Genomic DNA, 15219 nt, shown 5'->3' with positions numbered 1-15219 from the left:
CTTGCCACAAGCTAAGTGGCGGTGGGTGGGGCCCGGCGGGTAGCTGAGGCCCTAAAAGCACGGTGGCGTGGGGGAATTTTCGGCCGGAAAAGCCGGGTTTTCGCACGCTCCTCGTACCTTCCGCCTCTTGTCTCATTCCCATCCCCATTTCCCTGTGACTTCGGCTGTTCGTTGGTCTGGTGTGCGCTGGGCTACCCTTATTGGCTTGCTGCTGGCAGCTCCGGCGCTTCAGGCGGCGCCGGTGGGCCCGCCCGCACCCGTGGCGCGCTACTGGGTGCAGCTGCGTAACAAGAAGGGCGTCAGGTTCGACGCGGCTACCTATTTCACGCTGCCCGCCCAGGCCCGGCGCGTGCGCCAGCACCTGCCCGCCGCCGACAGCACCGATTTTCCCGTGCGGCCCGACCTGCTGCGCCAAGTACAGGCCACCGTCGACTCGGTTACGCTGGTCAGCCGCTGGTTTAACGCTGTGGCCTGCCGCGCTACCGAGGCCCAGGTGGCGCGGTTGCACCAATTGCCGGGCGTAGCCAGCGTGGAGCGGTGGGAGGAAAGCCCGATGTTGCCCGCTTCCCATTCTGGCACCACCGACCGGGGCACCATGACGCTCACGCCCGACGACCGGCAGCTGGCCCGCCGCCAGACGGCCAGCCTTGGGGGCCCGGCCTTCCGCCAGGCTGGTTTCGATGGCAAAGGCCTGCGCATCGCCATTTTCGACGTGGGCTTCGTGGGCACGATGCGTAGTCCGGCCTTCCAACAGGTACAGAATGACCAGCGCATCGTGGCCACCTATGATTTCGTGCGCCGCAGCCCCAACGTTTTCGTGGGCGGCACGCACGGCACCGAGGTTCTCTCGTGCGTGGCCGGCCGCCTACCCGACGGCACGCCGCTGGGGCTGGCGCCGCAGGCCGAATTTCTGCTGGCCCGCACCGAGCGGCTCAACCGCGAGATATACGCCGAGGAAGAAGCCTGGCTGGCCGCCGCTGAGTGGGCCGACCGCAACGGGGCCGACATCATCAACTCCTCCCTGGGCTACACCGACCGGCGCTACTTTCCCGAGCAGATGAACGGGCGTACCAGCTTGGTGGCCCGCGCCGCCGCCCTGGCCGTGCGCAAGGGCATTCTGGTGGTAAATGCGGCCGGCAACGACGGCGAAGACCCTGACTGGCACACCATTGGCACGCCCGCCGACGCCGACTCGGTGCTGACCGTGGGCGGCCTCGACCCCGATACTTACCTGCACATCGACTTCAGCAGCTACGGCCCCAGCGCGGCGGGGCGGCTGAAGCCCAACGTGGTAGCCTTTGCCACGGTGCTGGCCGCCGCGCCCGGCGGCTATGCCCGCGTGCAGGGTACGTCCTTTTCCAGTCCGCTGATGGTGGGCTTCGCGGCCTGCGCCTGGCAGCAAAACCGCCAATTAACGGTAATGCAGCTGTTTGAGAAGCTCCAGGCCTGCGCCGACTTGTACCCGTATTTCGACTACGCCCACGGCTACGGTCTGCCCCGGGCCGCGGCTTTTTTGCGGCCATCTGCTGCCCCGCACCATAGCCAGCCTACCGTCGATTTTATCCGGCAGGATACCATGCTGGCTGTGCTCATCCGGCCCGAAGCGGCCATCATTCCGGCCCAGGTGCTACCTATGTATTCCGATTCTGTTACGCTGGTCGGCTCCGGGCAAAAGGTGCCGGCCGTGGGGCGCGAAGAGCTGGTACCGCCCCTGAACAAGCCGCCCGGCAAGCAGCCCGCCCAGAGTCAGCTGCCGCCCGAGCCGGAGCCGGAACTTGTGCCGCTGGTGCGCCCTGGCTACCTCTACTGGCACATTGCCGACCGGCAGGGCGTGTTGCGCTCCTACGAGGTGCGGGAAGTGACGCAACGGGCCGTGCTGCGCATTCCGCTGCGCCTTCTGCAGCCCGGCGACACGGTGCGCGTGTGCTACCGCAGCATCACCCAAAGTTATTCTGTGCAATGAAAAACGGCCGTTTTCTGCTTGTAGCACTGCTTCTGCTGCTGGGCACTAGGCAGGCCGCCGCGCAGCGTATTCTGCTCCAGGAAAACTTGGCGCAGGATACCGCCCAAAGCCATTTTGGCCCCAACCGCGCCTACTACAACCATTTCTACGTGGGCTACGGGCTGGTGGCCGGCACCAGCGCGGGCCCGGGCGCCGAGCTACGCTACGGCAGTTCGGGCGAAATAGTCGTGGGGCTGCGCAACAAGCTGCGGGTGTCGCAGACGCTGTCGTTTGGGCTCGATCTGCGCTACGCCCGGGTGGCTTACTATCTGGCCCAGGAGCCGGGCAAAGTGGTGCCCGATGCCACTCTTCATTCACGCGAGTACTTGGCGGTGCCCCAGGCCCAGGCCGAGTTGTTCGGCCAGCTCAACTTCGGCCGGCGCGGCAACGTCATCGGGCGCTACCTCGACCTGGGCGGCTGGGGCGGCTGGGTACTCAGCACGGCCCACCACTACGAAGACGAGCAATACCCCAACGCCAAGCGCCTGTCCGTAACCGAGCATGGGCTCGACTATATGCGCCGCTGGTCCTATGGCGTAGGCGCGCGGGTGGGCTCAAGCCGCTACGCCGTAACGGGCCGCTACCGCTTTTCCGACGTGTTTACCGGGCCTTACGCGGCGCGGTATCCCGAGCTGCCGCGCTGGCTGATCGGGGTGGAACTGGGCTGGCTTTAATTTGTAAAATACCCGGCCGGGAAAAGGCAACCTTCGGCGGCTTTTTGGGGTAAACGCACCCAACAACCCTGCTTTGGTACAAAAATTGGCACTGATTTACTGTCCAGGTAGCAAGGCTGTTCGGGACGTTTTGTATTTTGCCGAACTGATTAGAAGATGGTTGATTACCCCACAATGAAAAAACTCGTTCTCCCCGCTGCATTCGCGGCTCTGTCGCTGCAACTTACCTCGTGTATCAACACGGAGCGGGAGGTTGGAACGTCGCAGAACGCGGATAAAGTCTACACGCCTCCCACCACAACCAACCGCGTCAGCAGCCGGACGGTGCTCAACACGGTGCGCGCCGCGCACTATTTTTCCAATACTAAAACCAAGGATAACTTCATTCTGCAGCTGCAGGGCCCCAAAATCCTGAATGCGCAGGCCAAGTTTATCATTGTAAATAGCGCCGGCGACACGCTGCGCAAGGAAGTGATGCCCGCCAGCGCCCTGCTCGATGAGCGGGAGCTGGAAGACCCGCAGGCCGCCACCGTGCGCGACAAGGAAATTGCCATTCTGAAAGGCATGAATAATTTCTTCCGCGAAGACCGGTTTACCCAGCCCGCCGTGCCCAAAGCCGCTACCCAACCTGCCGAAGTCGACGCTCAGTCGTGGTCGGCAGTGAAGGAAGACACCCGCGCCGTGGGCTTCGACTACATCACCGTCGGTGGCAAGGAGCGCCGTATTGCCTACGCCAAGAAGCTGCAGAAAGCGGTAGTCATTGCCGAATAAATAAAGTAGCTTTCCAACCATCCAAGCAAAAAGCCCCGCTGTAGCACAGTGGGGCTTTTTGCTTGATAATGAGACAGGTAATCGGTGAGTAGGCCGGCCGTAGCCAGGGTTAAAAAGAGTGGCGCGACCCCCAAACGAGAAGCCGCGCCAGATCTAAATCCAATCACCTGAGCGCAAGATGCGGCTCGCTGCATGAGGGTTCAGTGAAGAACCAAAAATCAGCCCTGCGGCGCTATGGGCCGGGTGAGCCAGCCAATGGCCCCTGATGTGCTGCGGACCAGCCGGAACCCGCGAAACTCGCCCAGCACCGCCACTTTGCTGCGCGCGGGCAGCGTATCGAGCATGGCTGCGGCGGCTGTGGGGTAGGCGTATAAATCGGCGGTAGCGGCCAGGTTTTCCTGGCGCAGCACGGGCGTGGCCGCCGGTACTACGGCCGCCGCTGCCACGTAGCCAATGCGGCCGTCGGGCTGCTCCACGCGGTACCAGCTGGCCTGGCTGCCCAGCACCAGCAGGGGCGTATGGCGGCTCATGGCGGCCACGGTGGCTCCCTTCGCGGCCGGGCTGCGCCGCAGGGTGGTCGTTTTTTCGCGCACCCGCACCCATTGGCCCAGTCGTTCGGGGTTGGTGCTGGGGGCGGCGGGCAAAGCATCGGCGCGGCGCACGAACGGGAAAGGGTCGACGGCGCCGCGCCCGGCCCGGTACACGCCGAAGTGCAGGTGGGGCGCGGTGGTGCGGGCGTTGCCGGTGTTGCCCACCAGGCCCAGCGTGTCGCCGGCCCGCACCACCTGGCCGGGCTGCACGAGTTGCTTATCGAGGTGAGCGTAGTAGAGGTGCTGCCCGGTGCGGGCGTCGGCGAGCCACACGACTTTGCCGCCGCGCGGCGTTTCGTTCACTCGCGTTATCAGGCCCGGCACGGCGGCAATGGCGGGCGTGCCGCGCTTGGCAAAAATATCGATGCCCTCGTGGCGGCGGCTGCCCTGGTCCCGGTCGGCACCCCAAAAGCTGGCCACGGCTACGTCGTTCTTGCCCTTCACCGGAAAGCCCAAAGACGGGGCCCGCTGAATGCGCAGCGTGTAGCGGCCGGTGCGCAACAGCTCGGGCTGCACGCGCAGCAGGTGCTGCTGGTCGTCGGAGGCCGTGTAGTTGAAGGCCAGGGCCGTGGTATCGGCGGAGGCTACGGGGCTGGGTAGCTGATTGGGACTCAGCTCGTAGGCATCCAGAAAGACGTGGGCGTCGGTGCCGGGCGCCAGCGTAAGGCTGATGTTGATTTGCTCCCCGGCCCGCACGGCGTAGCGGTAGGAGGCCGCCGTGGCCCGCTCAGCCCGGAACAGACCGGTTTCCTGAAACGGCAGCGTCGCCACCAGTGAGTCGCGCAGGGCCCGGTCGGCGGCGGCCAGCCAGTCGCGGCCCAGGGCCGTTTCATCGAGGTGAGCCTGGCGCAGGCGGCGGGCGTAGGCTTCGTGGGGCGTACTTTTCTGGAAAAGGCCCTGCAGGGTTTGCTGTTGGCTGCAGGCGGTAAAAAGGAAGAGCAGAAAAAGAAAGCGGCAGGACAGGCGGATAGCGGACATCGAACGGGGTTAGTATAAGATATAAACCCCATCGGCGGGCGGGTAGTTCGGTGCCAGCCGGGAAGGGCGTGGTACGCGCATCCCAAGGGCAAAACGGGGCCGAAAAGCTTCTGGTACGCACACACTGTGGGCACAACGGAATGAATGCGGCCATGGTACGCGCGTGCTATGGACAGAACGAGCCCAATAGGCCATAGTGCGCGCGTACTGCCAGCAAAATGAAGCTGGAGCAGCCTAGTACGCGCGTACCATGGCTTGTTGGGCGGCAAAATGCTCACGATACGCGTGTGCTGTAGCCGGCAACCCCGGCAGAAAGCAGTATTATTGGCCCCACATCTTCTATTCTGGCCTGGTTTCTATGTTTTCAGCTGCCCGCATCAATGCTATCCGAAAAAGTAAGGGCTTGTCGCAGGAAGTGCTGGCCGAACGTTCGGGAGTGAGTCTGCGCACCATTCAGCGGGTAGAGCAGGGTGAAACCGTGCCCCGGGGCCACACGCTGCACGCGCTGGCTGCCGCCCTGGAAGTACCGCTGGAGCAGTTCCGGGCCGAGCCCACGCCCGAAGCGCCGCCCGAGCCACAACCGGAGCTGGCCGCGCCTGAAGCACCGCCCGCTCCGCTTCAGCCCGAACAGCCCGAGCCCGCTCCGCAACCTGCTGCGCAGCTCTTCATTCAACCGGCCAGCCAACTCGTAGCCCAACCTGCCCCGGAGCATCAGCCGCTGGTACTGCTGCCACAGGCCGCCACGCCCATGCTGCGCCATGATCCGGAGCTGGTGCAGCTTCTCAACCTGAGTGCGCTTAGCCTTTTGGTGCTGCCGTTGTTGAATATAGTGGTGCCGCTGTGGCTCTGGCGCAAGTACCGCCACACCACGGCGCACGTGGCCGAAGTAGGCCGGCGGGTGCTGGGCTTTCAGGTGCTGTGGCAGGTGGGCAGCTTCTTTGCGTACCTGCTGTTGATGTTGGCCCACATTCTGGCCAAAAGCTACCAGTGGCCCATGTGGCGCGGGGGCTATCTGGAGATTTTCATTGTCTCCTACACCCTCAATGTGCTGACCGTAGGCTGCAGCGCCGTGCAGCTACGCCGGGGCAATCTGGACATTTACCCCGTCAGACTCTGATATAACGCGTATTTAATTAGGTGATTTTTAGCAAGTTATATAGAGTGGCGGGTAAATGACGGCAACATGACGCACGGCCGGGGAGGGGGAGCGGCTAGTTTTGAGCCATCAACTAACCCAATCTGGTGCCTTATGAAAACCATTTACAAAGTCCTGCTCTCTATCCTGCTATTGTTTGTGCTGAGCAGCCTCGGCGGTTACTTTTTCTTCCGCGCCAAGTTCCAGGCGCCGGCCAATCAGCTGTCCGTTACGGGGCTGCCGGCCACCACGGCCTTTGTGTGGCGGGCCGATAGTTCTACCAAACCCGTAACGGCCCACGCGGCCATTCTGCTGCCCGTGCGGCTGCCCGGCTGCCCCCGCACCTGCTACCTGCAGTTCGATACCGGCGCACCTACGTCCCTGCTCTACGCCAACCCGCTGGCCGCGCTGCGCCAACGCTACCCCGCCACCCAGGCCGCCCTGCAGGTGCAAAACGATACGCTCCGCAACTTTGCCTTTCCGCTGGGCCAGGGCCGGGTGCTGGCCCGCCGGGTGCGCGTGCTGAATTATGGTCCCACCGAGCTGCCCGCCGATACCTCCCGCTTTATCATCATCGGCACGCTGGGCGCCGATGTGCTCGACGGCCGCGCCCTGGCGCTCGACTTTGCCCGCCAGCAGTTCCGTCTGTATGATAGTCTGCCTACGACGCTGGCCAGCACCGCCGCCTTTGCGCCGCTGTCCTTTGCCGAGCGCCGCGTGCAGTTTGCCTCTACCGTACAGGGCCAGCCCCGGCAGCTATTGTTCGATTCCGGTAGCAGCGCCTTTGCCCTGCTCACCAGCAAATCCATTTTTGAGGAAATGGCCCAACCTGCCGCGCCGGTAAAAGTGGCAGCTGTCAATTCCCTGGGCCGCACCCTGACCTCATACACGGCGGCTACGGCCGCCACGGTAGCGGTAGGGCAAGTAGCCGTGCCGCTGGGCACCGTCACGCACGTCGAGGGTACCAGCTTCGTAGAGAAAAACCTGATGCGCTTCTCCGGCATGGGCGGTATGCTGGGCAACGCGCCTTTTGCCGGCCGTACCCTACTGCTGGATGTGCGCGGCGGGCGGTTTGGAGTGCTGCCCCAGTAGGCACGTTCCGGGGCGGCGGGTGGTTATCGGGGTGGGCGCTTACCTTTGCCCTTCCACCCAACCCCGCCACCCATGAAGCTCATCGAATGCCCCCGCGACGCCATGCAGGGCCTCCACGACTTTATCCCGACTGCCACCAAAACTGCCTACCTGAACGCGCTGCTGCGCGTGGGCTTCGATACGCTCGATTTCGGCTCGTTTGTGTCGCCGAAAGCCATTCCGCAGCTGCGCGACACGGCCGAGGTGCTGGCTGGCCTCGATTTGAGTCATACCACAACCAAGCTGTTGGCCATTGTGGCCAACCTGCGCGGGGCCGAAACGGCGGCTACGTACCCCGAAATCCAGTACATCGGCTTTCCGCTGTCGGTGTCCGAAACATTTCAGCTGCGCAATACCAATAAGACCATCCCCGAGGCACTGGCCGAGCTAAACGCCATTCAGAATCTGTGCGAAAAGGCTGGTAAAACGCTGGTAACCTACCTGTCGATGGGCTTCGGCAACCCCTACGGCGACGCCTGGAGCCCCGAAATAGTGGCCGAATTCACCCAGCGCCTGGCCGATATGGACGTGCGCGTGGTGGCCCTGTCCGACACCATCGGCGCTTCCACCCCCGATACAATCGAGCCGCTGTTTCGCCAGCTGATTCCGGCTTTTCCCGCCATCGAGTTTGGCGCCCACCTGCACACCACACCCGGCACCTGGCGCGAGAAAGTGCAGGCGGCTTACTCGGCCGGCTGCCGCCGCTTCGACGGGGCCTTGGGCGGCATCGGGGGCTGCCCCATGGCCGCCGACGAGCTGACGGGCAACATGCCCATGGAAAACCTGGTGGCGTATTTTGCCGAAATCGGCCAGGAAACCGGACTTGATGCCAAGGCCTTTACCCAGGCTTGGCAGGCGGCCGGCTCGGTGTTTCATTTTTAGAATTGAACGGCTAGTTTGCGTGGAGAGACGCATATTTGCGTCTCGTCGTTGAACGATTACACCTGCCCGGCGCGGACGACAAGACGCAACTATGTGTCTCTACACCGGCCATCTACGAACCTCCAACCACACGCCATGCCAACCGCCGTCGACCTTTTCATTCCCTGCTTCGTGGATCAGCTTTTTCCCGACACCGCCATGAACATGGTGAAGGTGCTGGAAAAGCTGGGCTGCGAGGTGCACTACAACAGCAACCAGACCTGCTGCGGGCAGCCGGCCTACAACGCCGGCTACAAGGCTGAAAGCTGCTCGGTGGCCACCAAGTTCCTGCGCGACTTCCCCTCTGACACGGGCCGCTACATCGTGAGTCCGTCGGCCTCCTGCGTGGGCATGGTGCGCAATACCTACGCTGAGCTGTTCGAAAACACGCCCGAGCAGAAGCAGTACCACAGCGTGCAGCGTCGCATCTTTGAAATGACCGAGTTTATCGTCGACGTGCTGGGCGTATCGTCCATCCAGGGGGCGCAGCTGCCCGGCAAATACACCTACCACGACTCCTGCTCGGCCTTGCGGGAGTGCGGCATCCGGGAGGCCCCGCGCCAGCTGCTCGACGCCGTGCGGGGCCTGGAGCGCCTGGAAATGGCCGAAACCGAAACCTGCTGCGGCTTTGGCGGCACCTTCGCCGTGAAGTTTGAAGCCATTTCGGTAGCCATGGCCGAGCAGAAAGTGGAGCACGCCCTGGCCACCGGCGCCGACTACCTTATCAGCACCGACACAAGCTGCCTGATGCACCTGGACGCGTATATTCGGCGAGAGAAAAAGCCCATCAAAACCATGCACGTCGCCGATGTGCTGGCAAGCGGCTGGTAACTCTGCATTTGTTATTGCGAGGCACGAAGCAATCCGTCCTCTGAAATGTGCGGCGCTGCCTGAAGTGAAAAGCCCTTTCCAGAACGTTCTGGAAAGGGCTTTCTGGGTAAAGGGTGTTTGTCACTGTGCAGAGGACAGATTGCTTCGTGCCTCGCAATGACACGAATGTATTACAGCAGCTTCTGAATCCGCTGTTTCAGGCCTTCGGTGGCTTCGAGCAGGGGCAGGCGGGCGGCGGCCGAGCACAGGCCCTGAGCTTCCAGCACGGCTTTTACCCCGACTGGGTTGCTTTCCTCGTACATCAGCGGGTTCAGGGGCAGAAACTCGAAGAGCAGCTTGGTGGCCTCGGCGTAGTTTCCTGCCAACGCATAGCGGGTCATGTCGCTCATGCGCTTGGGGAAGGCGTTACCCAGCACGCTGATAACGCCCACGGCCCCGAAGGAAATCATGGGCGTGGTCAGCATATCGTCGCCGCTGATGAGCAGGAAATCTTTGGGCTTGCGGGCGGCAATGGCCATGCACTGCTCCATGTTGCCGCTAGCTTCCTTGATGCCGATGATGTTGGGGTGCTGGGCCAGGCGCAGGGTGGTGTCGGCCGTGAGGTTGGAGCTGGTGCGGCCCGGCACGTTGTAGAGGATGATGGGTAGCGGGCTCAGGTCGGCCAGGCGCAGGTAGTGCTGAATGATACCTTGCTGGCTGGGCTTGTTGTAGGCCGGGCTAGCCGACAGAATAGCGTCGATACCCTCCAGGTCGGTGGTGCGCAGCAGGATTTCGAGGCCGGCCGTGTCGTTGCCACCGATGCCGTACACGAGCGGTACCCGGCCGGCTACGTGCTCCTTCACGACGCGCAGGATTTCGGCTTTTTCCTCGGCGGTCGTCGTCGGCGACTCGGCCGTGGTACCGTTGATGACGAGGTATTCCACGCCGCCTTCGATGCAGAAATCGAGCAGCCGGCGCAGGGCGGCATAGTCTACAGCGTGGTCGGGGGCGGGAGTGAAGGGCGTGATGAGGGCAATGCCGGTGCCACGGAGTTTGTCCATGCGGGAATTAAGCTGTTGTTTTGTAAGCGGAAGCGTGGGGCAAAGGTACAAAGCCGCCTGTCACGATGCTTCGCTCTGCCTTTTTCTCCTTAAAAGTACCGGTTGGCACCTTGCCGGCCTTATCTCACCCCGATTTTGTTCCGTACCCCGCTTTACGTTGCCGCGGCGGCCGTTGCTGCCAGCACCCTGTTCACCGCCTGCGAAACCAAGCCTGCCACGGCTTCCGAAGGTGGCAGCCCCACCGCCGAAACCGTCGCCGCTGACTCGGCCGCCAAAGCCGGCGCCATGTCGGGCACCGCTGCTACGGCCACCGACGAGGCCAATGCCGCCCCGGCTCCCGACCCGAGCAGCATTTCGGCCGGCAGCATTGCCGATGCCGCCACCATCACGGCCCGCCCCCAGGTGCCGATTCTGTGCTACCATCAAATCCGCGACTGGCGTGCCAAGGATTCAAAAGGCGCTAAGGACTACATTGTTCCGGAGCAGAAGTTCAAGGATCAGATTAAGATGCTGGCCGACTCGGGCTACCACACTATTCTGCCCGATCAGCTCTACGCTTACCTGACCACCGGGGCCAAATTGCCGAGCAAGCCCATCATGCTCACCTTCGACGACACCGACCTCGACCAGTTTACGGTAGCCCGCCCCACGCTCGATAAGTACGGCTACAAAGCCGTGTACTTCGTGATGACCGTGAGCCTGGGCCGCCCCAACTACATGAGCAAGGCGCAGGTGAAACAGCTCTCCGACGAGGGCAACGTCATCGGCTCCCACACCTGGGACCACCACAACGTGAAGAAGTACCAGGGCCAGGATTGGGTAACCCAGATTGAGAAGCCAACCAAAACCCTGGAAGAAATCACCGGCAAGGACATCAAGTATTTTGCCTACCCCTTCGGCCTCTGGAACCCCGAAGCCATTCCGCAGCTTAAGCAGCGCGGCATGGTGGCCGCCTTCGTGCTGGCCGAAAAGCGCGACCAGCAGGACCCGCTCTTCACTATCCGCCGCATCATTGCCAGCGGCTACTGGACGCCCCGCACCCTGCACAACAGCATCGTGCAGAGCTTCTAAGCAGCTGCTTGAGGATGGCATACTAGGCCATCCGTCCACTGCGCCCTTTTACCGGAAAGCCCTAACGCCTGAGCAGACGTTAGGGCTTTTCACGTTAGAAGGCTCGGTACGTTGCAGCGGACAGCTGGCTTCGTTCCGGCTTCATGCGCCGAATGCTCACCATGACGCAGGAACCGGCACAAGCAATTGAATCCCGCTATATTTACCCGGACACGTTCCGTTCAATCCACCAAGGCTGTTTCCGGCCTATGTACCAGTATATGCAGCCTACTCTTGACGTCTGGTCGGTACTGATTCTGCTGGGCGCGGCGCAGGGGCTGTTTCTGAGCTGGACGTTCCTGGTCTCGGCCCCCGGCCCGCGCCTGCGCAACCGACTGCTGGGGCTGCTCATGCTTTGCCTGGCTTTGCTGGTCATCGAGATTCTGCTGTGCTATTCGGGCTACATCCGGTTCGTCCCGTTTTTCGTGAGTCTCACCGAGCCGCTGACCTTCGTGGCTCCGCCGCTGCTGTATCTCTACCTGCGCAGCCTCGCCAAGCCCGCGTTCCGCTGGGATGCGCGCTATCTGTGGCTGTTTTTGCCGGCGGTGCTGCACGCCGTGTACTTAATACCCTTCTTCGCCCAGAGCGACGCCTGGAAGCTGCGCACCGTGGCCGAGTCGTTTCACCGGGCTCACCCGGCAGCACCAGAGGCCGCGCATAATTTCTGGTGGTTTGCTTCGTACGCCTGGTTTTACCCCGTTTTCTACCTCGTGCTCAGCGGCTACCTGCTGCTCTACCTGGGCCTGCAGCTCTACACCCTGATTCCGTACTGGCGGCAGCGGGCGGCGCAGCCCGGCCAGGCCGCTACCGAATGGGCCTGGCTGCGCCGCCTGGGGCTGGGGTTTGGTTTGGTGCTGCTCGTGTACGTAGGAGCTACGGCCTATTACCACCACGCTACGGGCGACGTCAACGATGCCGGGGACGTGTGGCTGGCCTCCCTGATTTCCCTGCTTTTCTACGGTATGAACGGCTGGGCTATCAGCCAGTCGGACCTGCTGGCCGCGCCGGCTCCGGCGGAAGAACCTGTGGAGGACCCGGCAGCGCCGCGCCGGAAATATGAAAAAACCGCGCTTAGCCCCGAGGTATCAACTGAAATGCTGACGCGGCTGCGCACCCTGATGACTACCGGGGAGCCCTACCGCAACCCGGACTTGTCGTTGGCGGAGCTGGCGGCCCAGTTGCGCGTGCCTGGTTATCAGCTTTCCCAGGTTATCAACGAGCAGTGCCAGCAAAACTTCTTCGACTTCGTTAATTCCTACCGCATCGAAGAGGTGAAGCGCCAACTCTTACGGCCTGAATCGGGCCACCTAAAGCTGGAGGAAATCGGGTTTGCGGCGGGGTTCAACTCGAAATCGGCCTTCAACGCGGCCTTTAAGAAGCATACCCAGACTACCCCGTCGCAATTTCGTAAAAACGCGTTTGTGCAGTAGGAGAGAGGTTTAGGTAGTATTGTCGCGTCCGGATTCGTAAGGTAGTACGCCGGGTTTGTGAGGTGCGTCGTGCGGCGGCGGTGGCAAAAGTAGGTTTGAGCATCGATTCACCTACCTCACTTCCTGCTATGTCTTCCTCGCTTCCTTTACTCGCCCCGGCCGCCCGCTGCTACGACCTCGACTGGCTTCGGGTACTGGCCTTTGGCCTACTCATCTTCTACCACACGGGAATGGTTTTCGTGGGTTGGAAATTTCACCTCATGAGCCAGCCCAGCAGCCCGATGCTGGAGCTGCCGATGGAGTTTTTGAACCAGTGGCGTATGCCGCTGTTGTTTGTAATATCCGGGGTTGGCATTTCCTTCGCCCTGCGCCACCGCACGGCGGGGCAGTTTGTGGGCGAGCGGCTGCAGCGGCTCCTGCTGCCGCTGGCGTTTGGGATGGTGGTGGTGGTGGTACCGCAGGTGTATTACGAGCGGCTGAGCCAGGGCGCTACCTACACGTCCCTGCTTGATTTTTACCCGCACTATTTTGAGGGCACCTATCCGAAGGGCAATTTCACCTGGAACCACCTCTGGTTTATTGCCTACCTGCTGGTGTTTTCGCTCATTAGTCTGCCCATTCTGCTGCCATTGCGCCGCCCCGCGGCCCAGGCAGTGTTGGCCAAGCTCAGCCAGTGGCTGAGCCGGCCGGGCGCGGTGCTGTTGTGGGCCCTGCCCCTTATTCTGCTGCAGCTCGTGCTGCGCCCCTACTGGCCCGACCACCGTAACCTGATTTCCGACTGGTTCAACTTTGCCTTCTACCTCACGCTGTTCCTCTACGGCTACGTGTTGGGCTCTCTGAACGGTTTCTGGCAGGCGGCCGAGCGGCAGCGCTACCTGTTTCTGGCCCTGGGCCTGCTGGCCTTTAGCTTCTACTACTGGGCCGACGACTACTATTACGCCCAGGTTGGCGGGGCCATCAAGCGCGCGGTGCAGGGCTTCAACTGCTGGTGCTGGATCCTGGTGTGCCTGGGCTTCGGGCGGCGCCACCTCAACCGCAACTCACGCCTGCTGCAAGCGGCCAACGAAGCCGTGTACCCGTTCTACATCCTGCACCAGACGGTGCTCATCACTCTGGCTTTCTACGTGCTGCCCTGGCCCGCCACCAACGGTGCTAAGTTTCTGATGCTCAGCCTGGGTACCTTGGGCTTTACGCTGCTGCTGTACCTGATAATTCGGCGTTTTGCGGTGCTGCGGGTGCTGTTTGGCCTCAAGCTCCAGCACTCAGGCCGCAAAACAACTCCAGTACCGGCCGTTACCCGTTCCTTATCGAAGGAAGTGGCTGCCAGCAATGGATAACCAGCCACGAAGGCCACTGCCATTGCCCAACCGTATCGTGCAGCGCTTCTAAGCCAGACGGTCGGAGCTACCAGGCAAAAACAGCCAGCACGCAACCCAAAGGATGCACGCTGGCTGTTTTTGCCATCACGGGCTTTCATCAATTACCTCTTGGGCCGAATGTTATAGTAGGTCAACAGTGTTTTGCGGGCGTATTCCTTGTTATCGGCGTTGCTGCTGTCATCAGCCAGAACGCGCAGCAAAAGAGGCTTGACGATAGAGTCTTCCCGGGCCAGCAGAAAGTCGAAGTCCTTGCTGTCAATCATGTGGAATTTTCTGTAGTCGCTCAGCACGCTCTGCCGGGTGTTGACTAGAAACTTGCCTCTATTCTGCTCTAGCCGGGCCAGGTTGCTACTGAAGCCGGGCTCGGTGCCATACAACGTATGCAATAGGGCTACCACCGAATCGTGCTGGAGCTCAAATTCCTGGTATTCCTCCGTCTGAGCGAAGGGCCGGAAGTCGTTGCGGCCTTGGTACAGCGCTATGGCGTAGGTTGTATCGAGATAATACGCTTTGGCGGGCCGGCGAAATTCACGGCCTTTCGCGCCCGGTGTTGCAGTAGCGGCCCCAGGCCCGGCTGTTGCGGGCTTGTCCTGCTGGCAGCTTCCGAATAGGAGTAAAGCAAAGAAAAGATAGCCAGCCGGTTGTCGCATTATCATCGCAGCTACTGCGTTTTCAATCCACCTGCTTTCAGATCCTTGTAGGCCCCGGCATTCACCAACTTGCGGAAGCCTTTTTCCTGCATCAGCACCGCGGCCTTGCCGCTGCGGTTGCCCGAGGCGCAGTAGAGCACGTAGGTTTTGGCAGTGTCGAGGCCAGCCAGCAGGGTGGGAAAGTTCGGGTCCCGGAAGTTCAGGTTTTGGGCCCCGCGCAGGTGGCCGGTACCGAACTCCTCGGGCGTGCGCACGTCCAGCACCACGACTTCCCGCTTTTTAACCAGCTTTTTGGCTTCGGCCACGGGCGTGACGGGCAGAGCAGGCTTAGCAGGAGCAGGAGCGGAGGCAACCTGCCCGGGTCCGTTGGCAGGGGGCACGGTTTGAGCAACGGCTGAGTAACCGCTCAACAGCGCACAGAACACGGCTGCCGAAAAGGCGAAGCGAAACATAGGCGAAAAGTAAGGGGAAAGAGGCTGAGCAGCCAACAGCGGCCGGCCGCAAATAGTGCGCCGCCGGGGCGCTACAACCGTGAGCCGAGGTGGGAATCGACCGGCTTGCAGCAAGGCTCGGTCCG

General features: G+C 62.1%; 14 protein-coding genes. 10 read left to right on the top strand and 4 right to left on the bottom strand.

The annotated features are described in order from the left end of the window. Window positions 1-154: 154 nt before the first annotated feature. The 3 genes from LGH74_RS19130 (at window position 155) to LGH74_RS19120 (ending at window position 3447) form a co-directional block, all read left to right on the top strand. Entirely contained in the window at window positions 155-1963 is a 1809-nt protein-coding gene (locus tag LGH74_RS19130) for a S8 family serine peptidase (RefSeq protein WP_226178115.1), read from the top strand. Continuing rightward, window positions 1960-2676 carry a PorT family protein gene (locus tag LGH74_RS19125; RefSeq protein WP_226178113.1) on the top strand — a complete coding sequence of 239 codons (717 nt, stop codon included), beginning with the start codon at window positions 1960-1962 and terminating at the stop codon, window positions 2674-2676. Before LGH74_RS19130 ends, LGH74_RS19125 begins: the two co-directional genes overlap by 4 nt. A gap of 174 nt (window positions 2677-2850) precedes the next feature. Next, window positions 2851-3447 carry a hypothetical protein gene (locus LGH74_RS19120; protein WP_226178111.1) on the top strand — a complete coding sequence of 199 codons (597 nt, stop codon included), beginning with the start codon at window positions 2851-2853 and terminating at the stop codon, window positions 3445-3447. Window positions 3448-3665: 218 nt separating this feature from the next. Here LGH74_RS19120 and LGH74_RS19115 read toward each other — a convergent pair whose 3' ends face one another. Further along, window positions 3666-5015 (bottom strand): M23 family metallopeptidase, encoded by a 1350-nt coding sequence (locus LGH74_RS19115; protein ID WP_226178109.1) that lies wholly within the window; start codon window positions 5013-5015, stop codon window positions 3666-3668. A 358-nt stretch (window positions 5016-5373) separates the two neighbouring features. Here LGH74_RS19115 and LGH74_RS19110 point away from each other — a divergent pair, with 358 nt between their 5' ends. From LGH74_RS19110 to LGH74_RS19095, 4 genes are all read left to right on the top strand, one after another. Further along, on the top strand, window positions 5374-6132 hold the full coding sequence (locus LGH74_RS19110; protein WP_226178101.1) for a helix-turn-helix domain-containing protein: 759 nt from the start codon (window positions 5374-5376) through the stop codon (window positions 6130-6132). A gap of 132 nt (window positions 6133-6264) precedes the next feature. Then, window positions 6265-7242: a hypothetical protein gene (locus LGH74_RS19105; RefSeq protein WP_226178100.1), complete on the top strand. Its 978-nt coding sequence runs from the start codon at window positions 6265-6267 to the stop codon at window positions 7240-7242. A gap of 72 nt (window positions 7243-7314) precedes the next feature. Continuing rightward, window positions 7315-8163: a hydroxymethylglutaryl-CoA lyase gene (locus LGH74_RS19100; protein ID WP_226178098.1), complete on the top strand. Its 849-nt coding sequence runs from the start codon at window positions 7315-7317 to the stop codon at window positions 8161-8163. 135 nt (window positions 8164-8298) lie between these two features. After that, window positions 8299-9033, top strand: a complete 735-nt coding sequence (locus tag LGH74_RS19095; RefSeq protein ID WP_226178096.1) for a (Fe-S)-binding protein — start codon at window positions 8299-8301, stop codon at window positions 9031-9033. Between the two features lie 170 nt (window positions 9034-9203). Here LGH74_RS19095 and dapA read toward each other — a convergent pair whose 3' ends face one another. Then, the gene (gene dapA / locus LGH74_RS19090; RefSeq protein WP_226178095.1) at window positions 9204-10073 is read right to left on the bottom strand and encodes a 4-hydroxy-tetrahydrodipicolinate synthase; all 870 of its coding nucleotides are present in this window, start codon (window positions 10071-10073) and stop codon (window positions 9204-9206) included. A 135-nt stretch (window positions 10074-10208) separates the two neighbouring features. Here dapA and LGH74_RS19085 point away from each other — a divergent pair, with 135 nt between their 5' ends. The 3 genes from LGH74_RS19085 (at window position 10209) to LGH74_RS19075 (ending at window position 13950) form a co-directional block, all read left to right on the top strand. Next, window positions 10209-11144: a polysaccharide deacetylase family protein gene (locus LGH74_RS19085; RefSeq protein WP_226178093.1), complete on the top strand. Its 936-nt coding sequence runs from the start codon at window positions 10209-10211 to the stop codon at window positions 11142-11144. Window positions 11145-11404: 260 nt separating this feature from the next. Next, the gene (locus tag LGH74_RS19080; RefSeq protein ID WP_226178091.1) at window positions 11405-12613 is read left to right on the top strand and encodes a helix-turn-helix domain-containing protein; all 1209 of its coding nucleotides are present in this window, start codon (window positions 11405-11407) and stop codon (window positions 12611-12613) included. A gap of 128 nt (window positions 12614-12741) precedes the next feature. Beyond that, window positions 12742-13950 (top strand): acyltransferase family protein, encoded by a 1209-nt coding sequence (locus tag LGH74_RS19075; protein WP_226178089.1) that lies wholly within the window; start codon window positions 12742-12744, stop codon window positions 13948-13950. A 143-nt stretch (window positions 13951-14093) separates the two neighbouring features. Here the strand turns inward: LGH74_RS19075 and LGH74_RS19070 are convergent, their stop codons facing one another. After that, window positions 14094-14642, bottom strand: coding sequence for a hypothetical protein (locus tag LGH74_RS19070; protein WP_226178087.1), 549 nt, complete (start codon window positions 14640-14642; stop codon window positions 14094-14096). 11 nt (window positions 14643-14653) lie between these two features. Continuing rightward, window positions 14654-15094, bottom strand: coding sequence for a rhodanese-like domain-containing protein (locus LGH74_RS19065; protein WP_226178085.1), 441 nt, complete (start codon window positions 15092-15094; stop codon window positions 14654-14656). Window positions 15095-15219 lie beyond the last annotated feature (125 nt).

The organism is Hymenobacter lucidus (assembly GCF_020447265.1).
Lineage (GTDB): Bacteria > Bacteroidota > Bacteroidia > Cytophagales > Hymenobacteraceae > Hymenobacter > Hymenobacter lucidus.
Note: the sequence above shows the minus strand (reverse complement) of the source record. Positions and strands in the feature narration are given on the sequence as shown.

Bases quoted from the DNA above. Each gene is read 5' to 3' on its own strand.
- LGH74_RS19125 (WP_226178113.1), top strand. From the start codon at position 1,960: ATGAAAAACGGCCGTTTTCTGCTTGTAGCACTGCTTCTGCTGCTGGGC.
- LGH74_RS19120 (WP_226178111.1), top strand. From the start codon at position 2,851: ATGAAAAAACTCGTTCTCCCCGCTGCATTCGCGGCTCTGTCGCTGCAA.
- LGH74_RS19115 (WP_226178109.1), bottom strand. From the start codon at position 5,015: ATGTCCGCTATCCGCCTGTCCTGCCGCTTTCTTTTTCTGCTCTTCCTT.
- LGH74_RS19110 (WP_226178101.1), top strand. From the start codon at position 5,374: ATGTTTTCAGCTGCCCGCATCAATGCTATCCGAAAAAGTAAGGGCTTG.
- LGH74_RS19105 (WP_226178100.1), top strand. From the start codon at position 6,265: ATGAAAACCATTTACAAAGTCCTGCTCTCTATCCTGCTATTGTTTGTG.
- LGH74_RS19100 (WP_226178098.1), top strand. From the start codon at position 7,315: ATGAAGCTCATCGAATGCCCCCGCGACGCCATGCAGGGCCTCCACGAC.
- LGH74_RS19095 (WP_226178096.1), top strand. From the start codon at position 8,299: ATGCCAACCGCCGTCGACCTTTTCATTCCCTGCTTCGTGGATCAGCTT.
- dapA (WP_226178095.1), bottom strand. From the start codon at position 10,073: ATGGACAAACTCCGTGGCACCGGCATTGCCCTCATCACGCCCTTCACT.
- LGH74_RS19080 (WP_226178091.1), top strand. From the start codon at position 11,405: ATGCAGCCTACTCTTGACGTCTGGTCGGTACTGATTCTGCTGGGCGCG.
- LGH74_RS19075 (WP_226178089.1), top strand. From the start codon at position 12,742: ATGTCTTCCTCGCTTCCTTTACTCGCCCCGGCCGCCCGCTGCTACGAC.
- LGH74_RS19070 (WP_226178087.1), bottom strand. From the start codon at position 14,642: ATGCGACAACCGGCTGGCTATCTTTTCTTTGCTTTACTCCTATTCGGA.
- LGH74_RS19065 (WP_226178085.1), bottom strand. From the start codon at position 15,094: ATGTTTCGCTTCGCCTTTTCGGCAGCCGTGTTCTGTGCGCTGTTGAGC.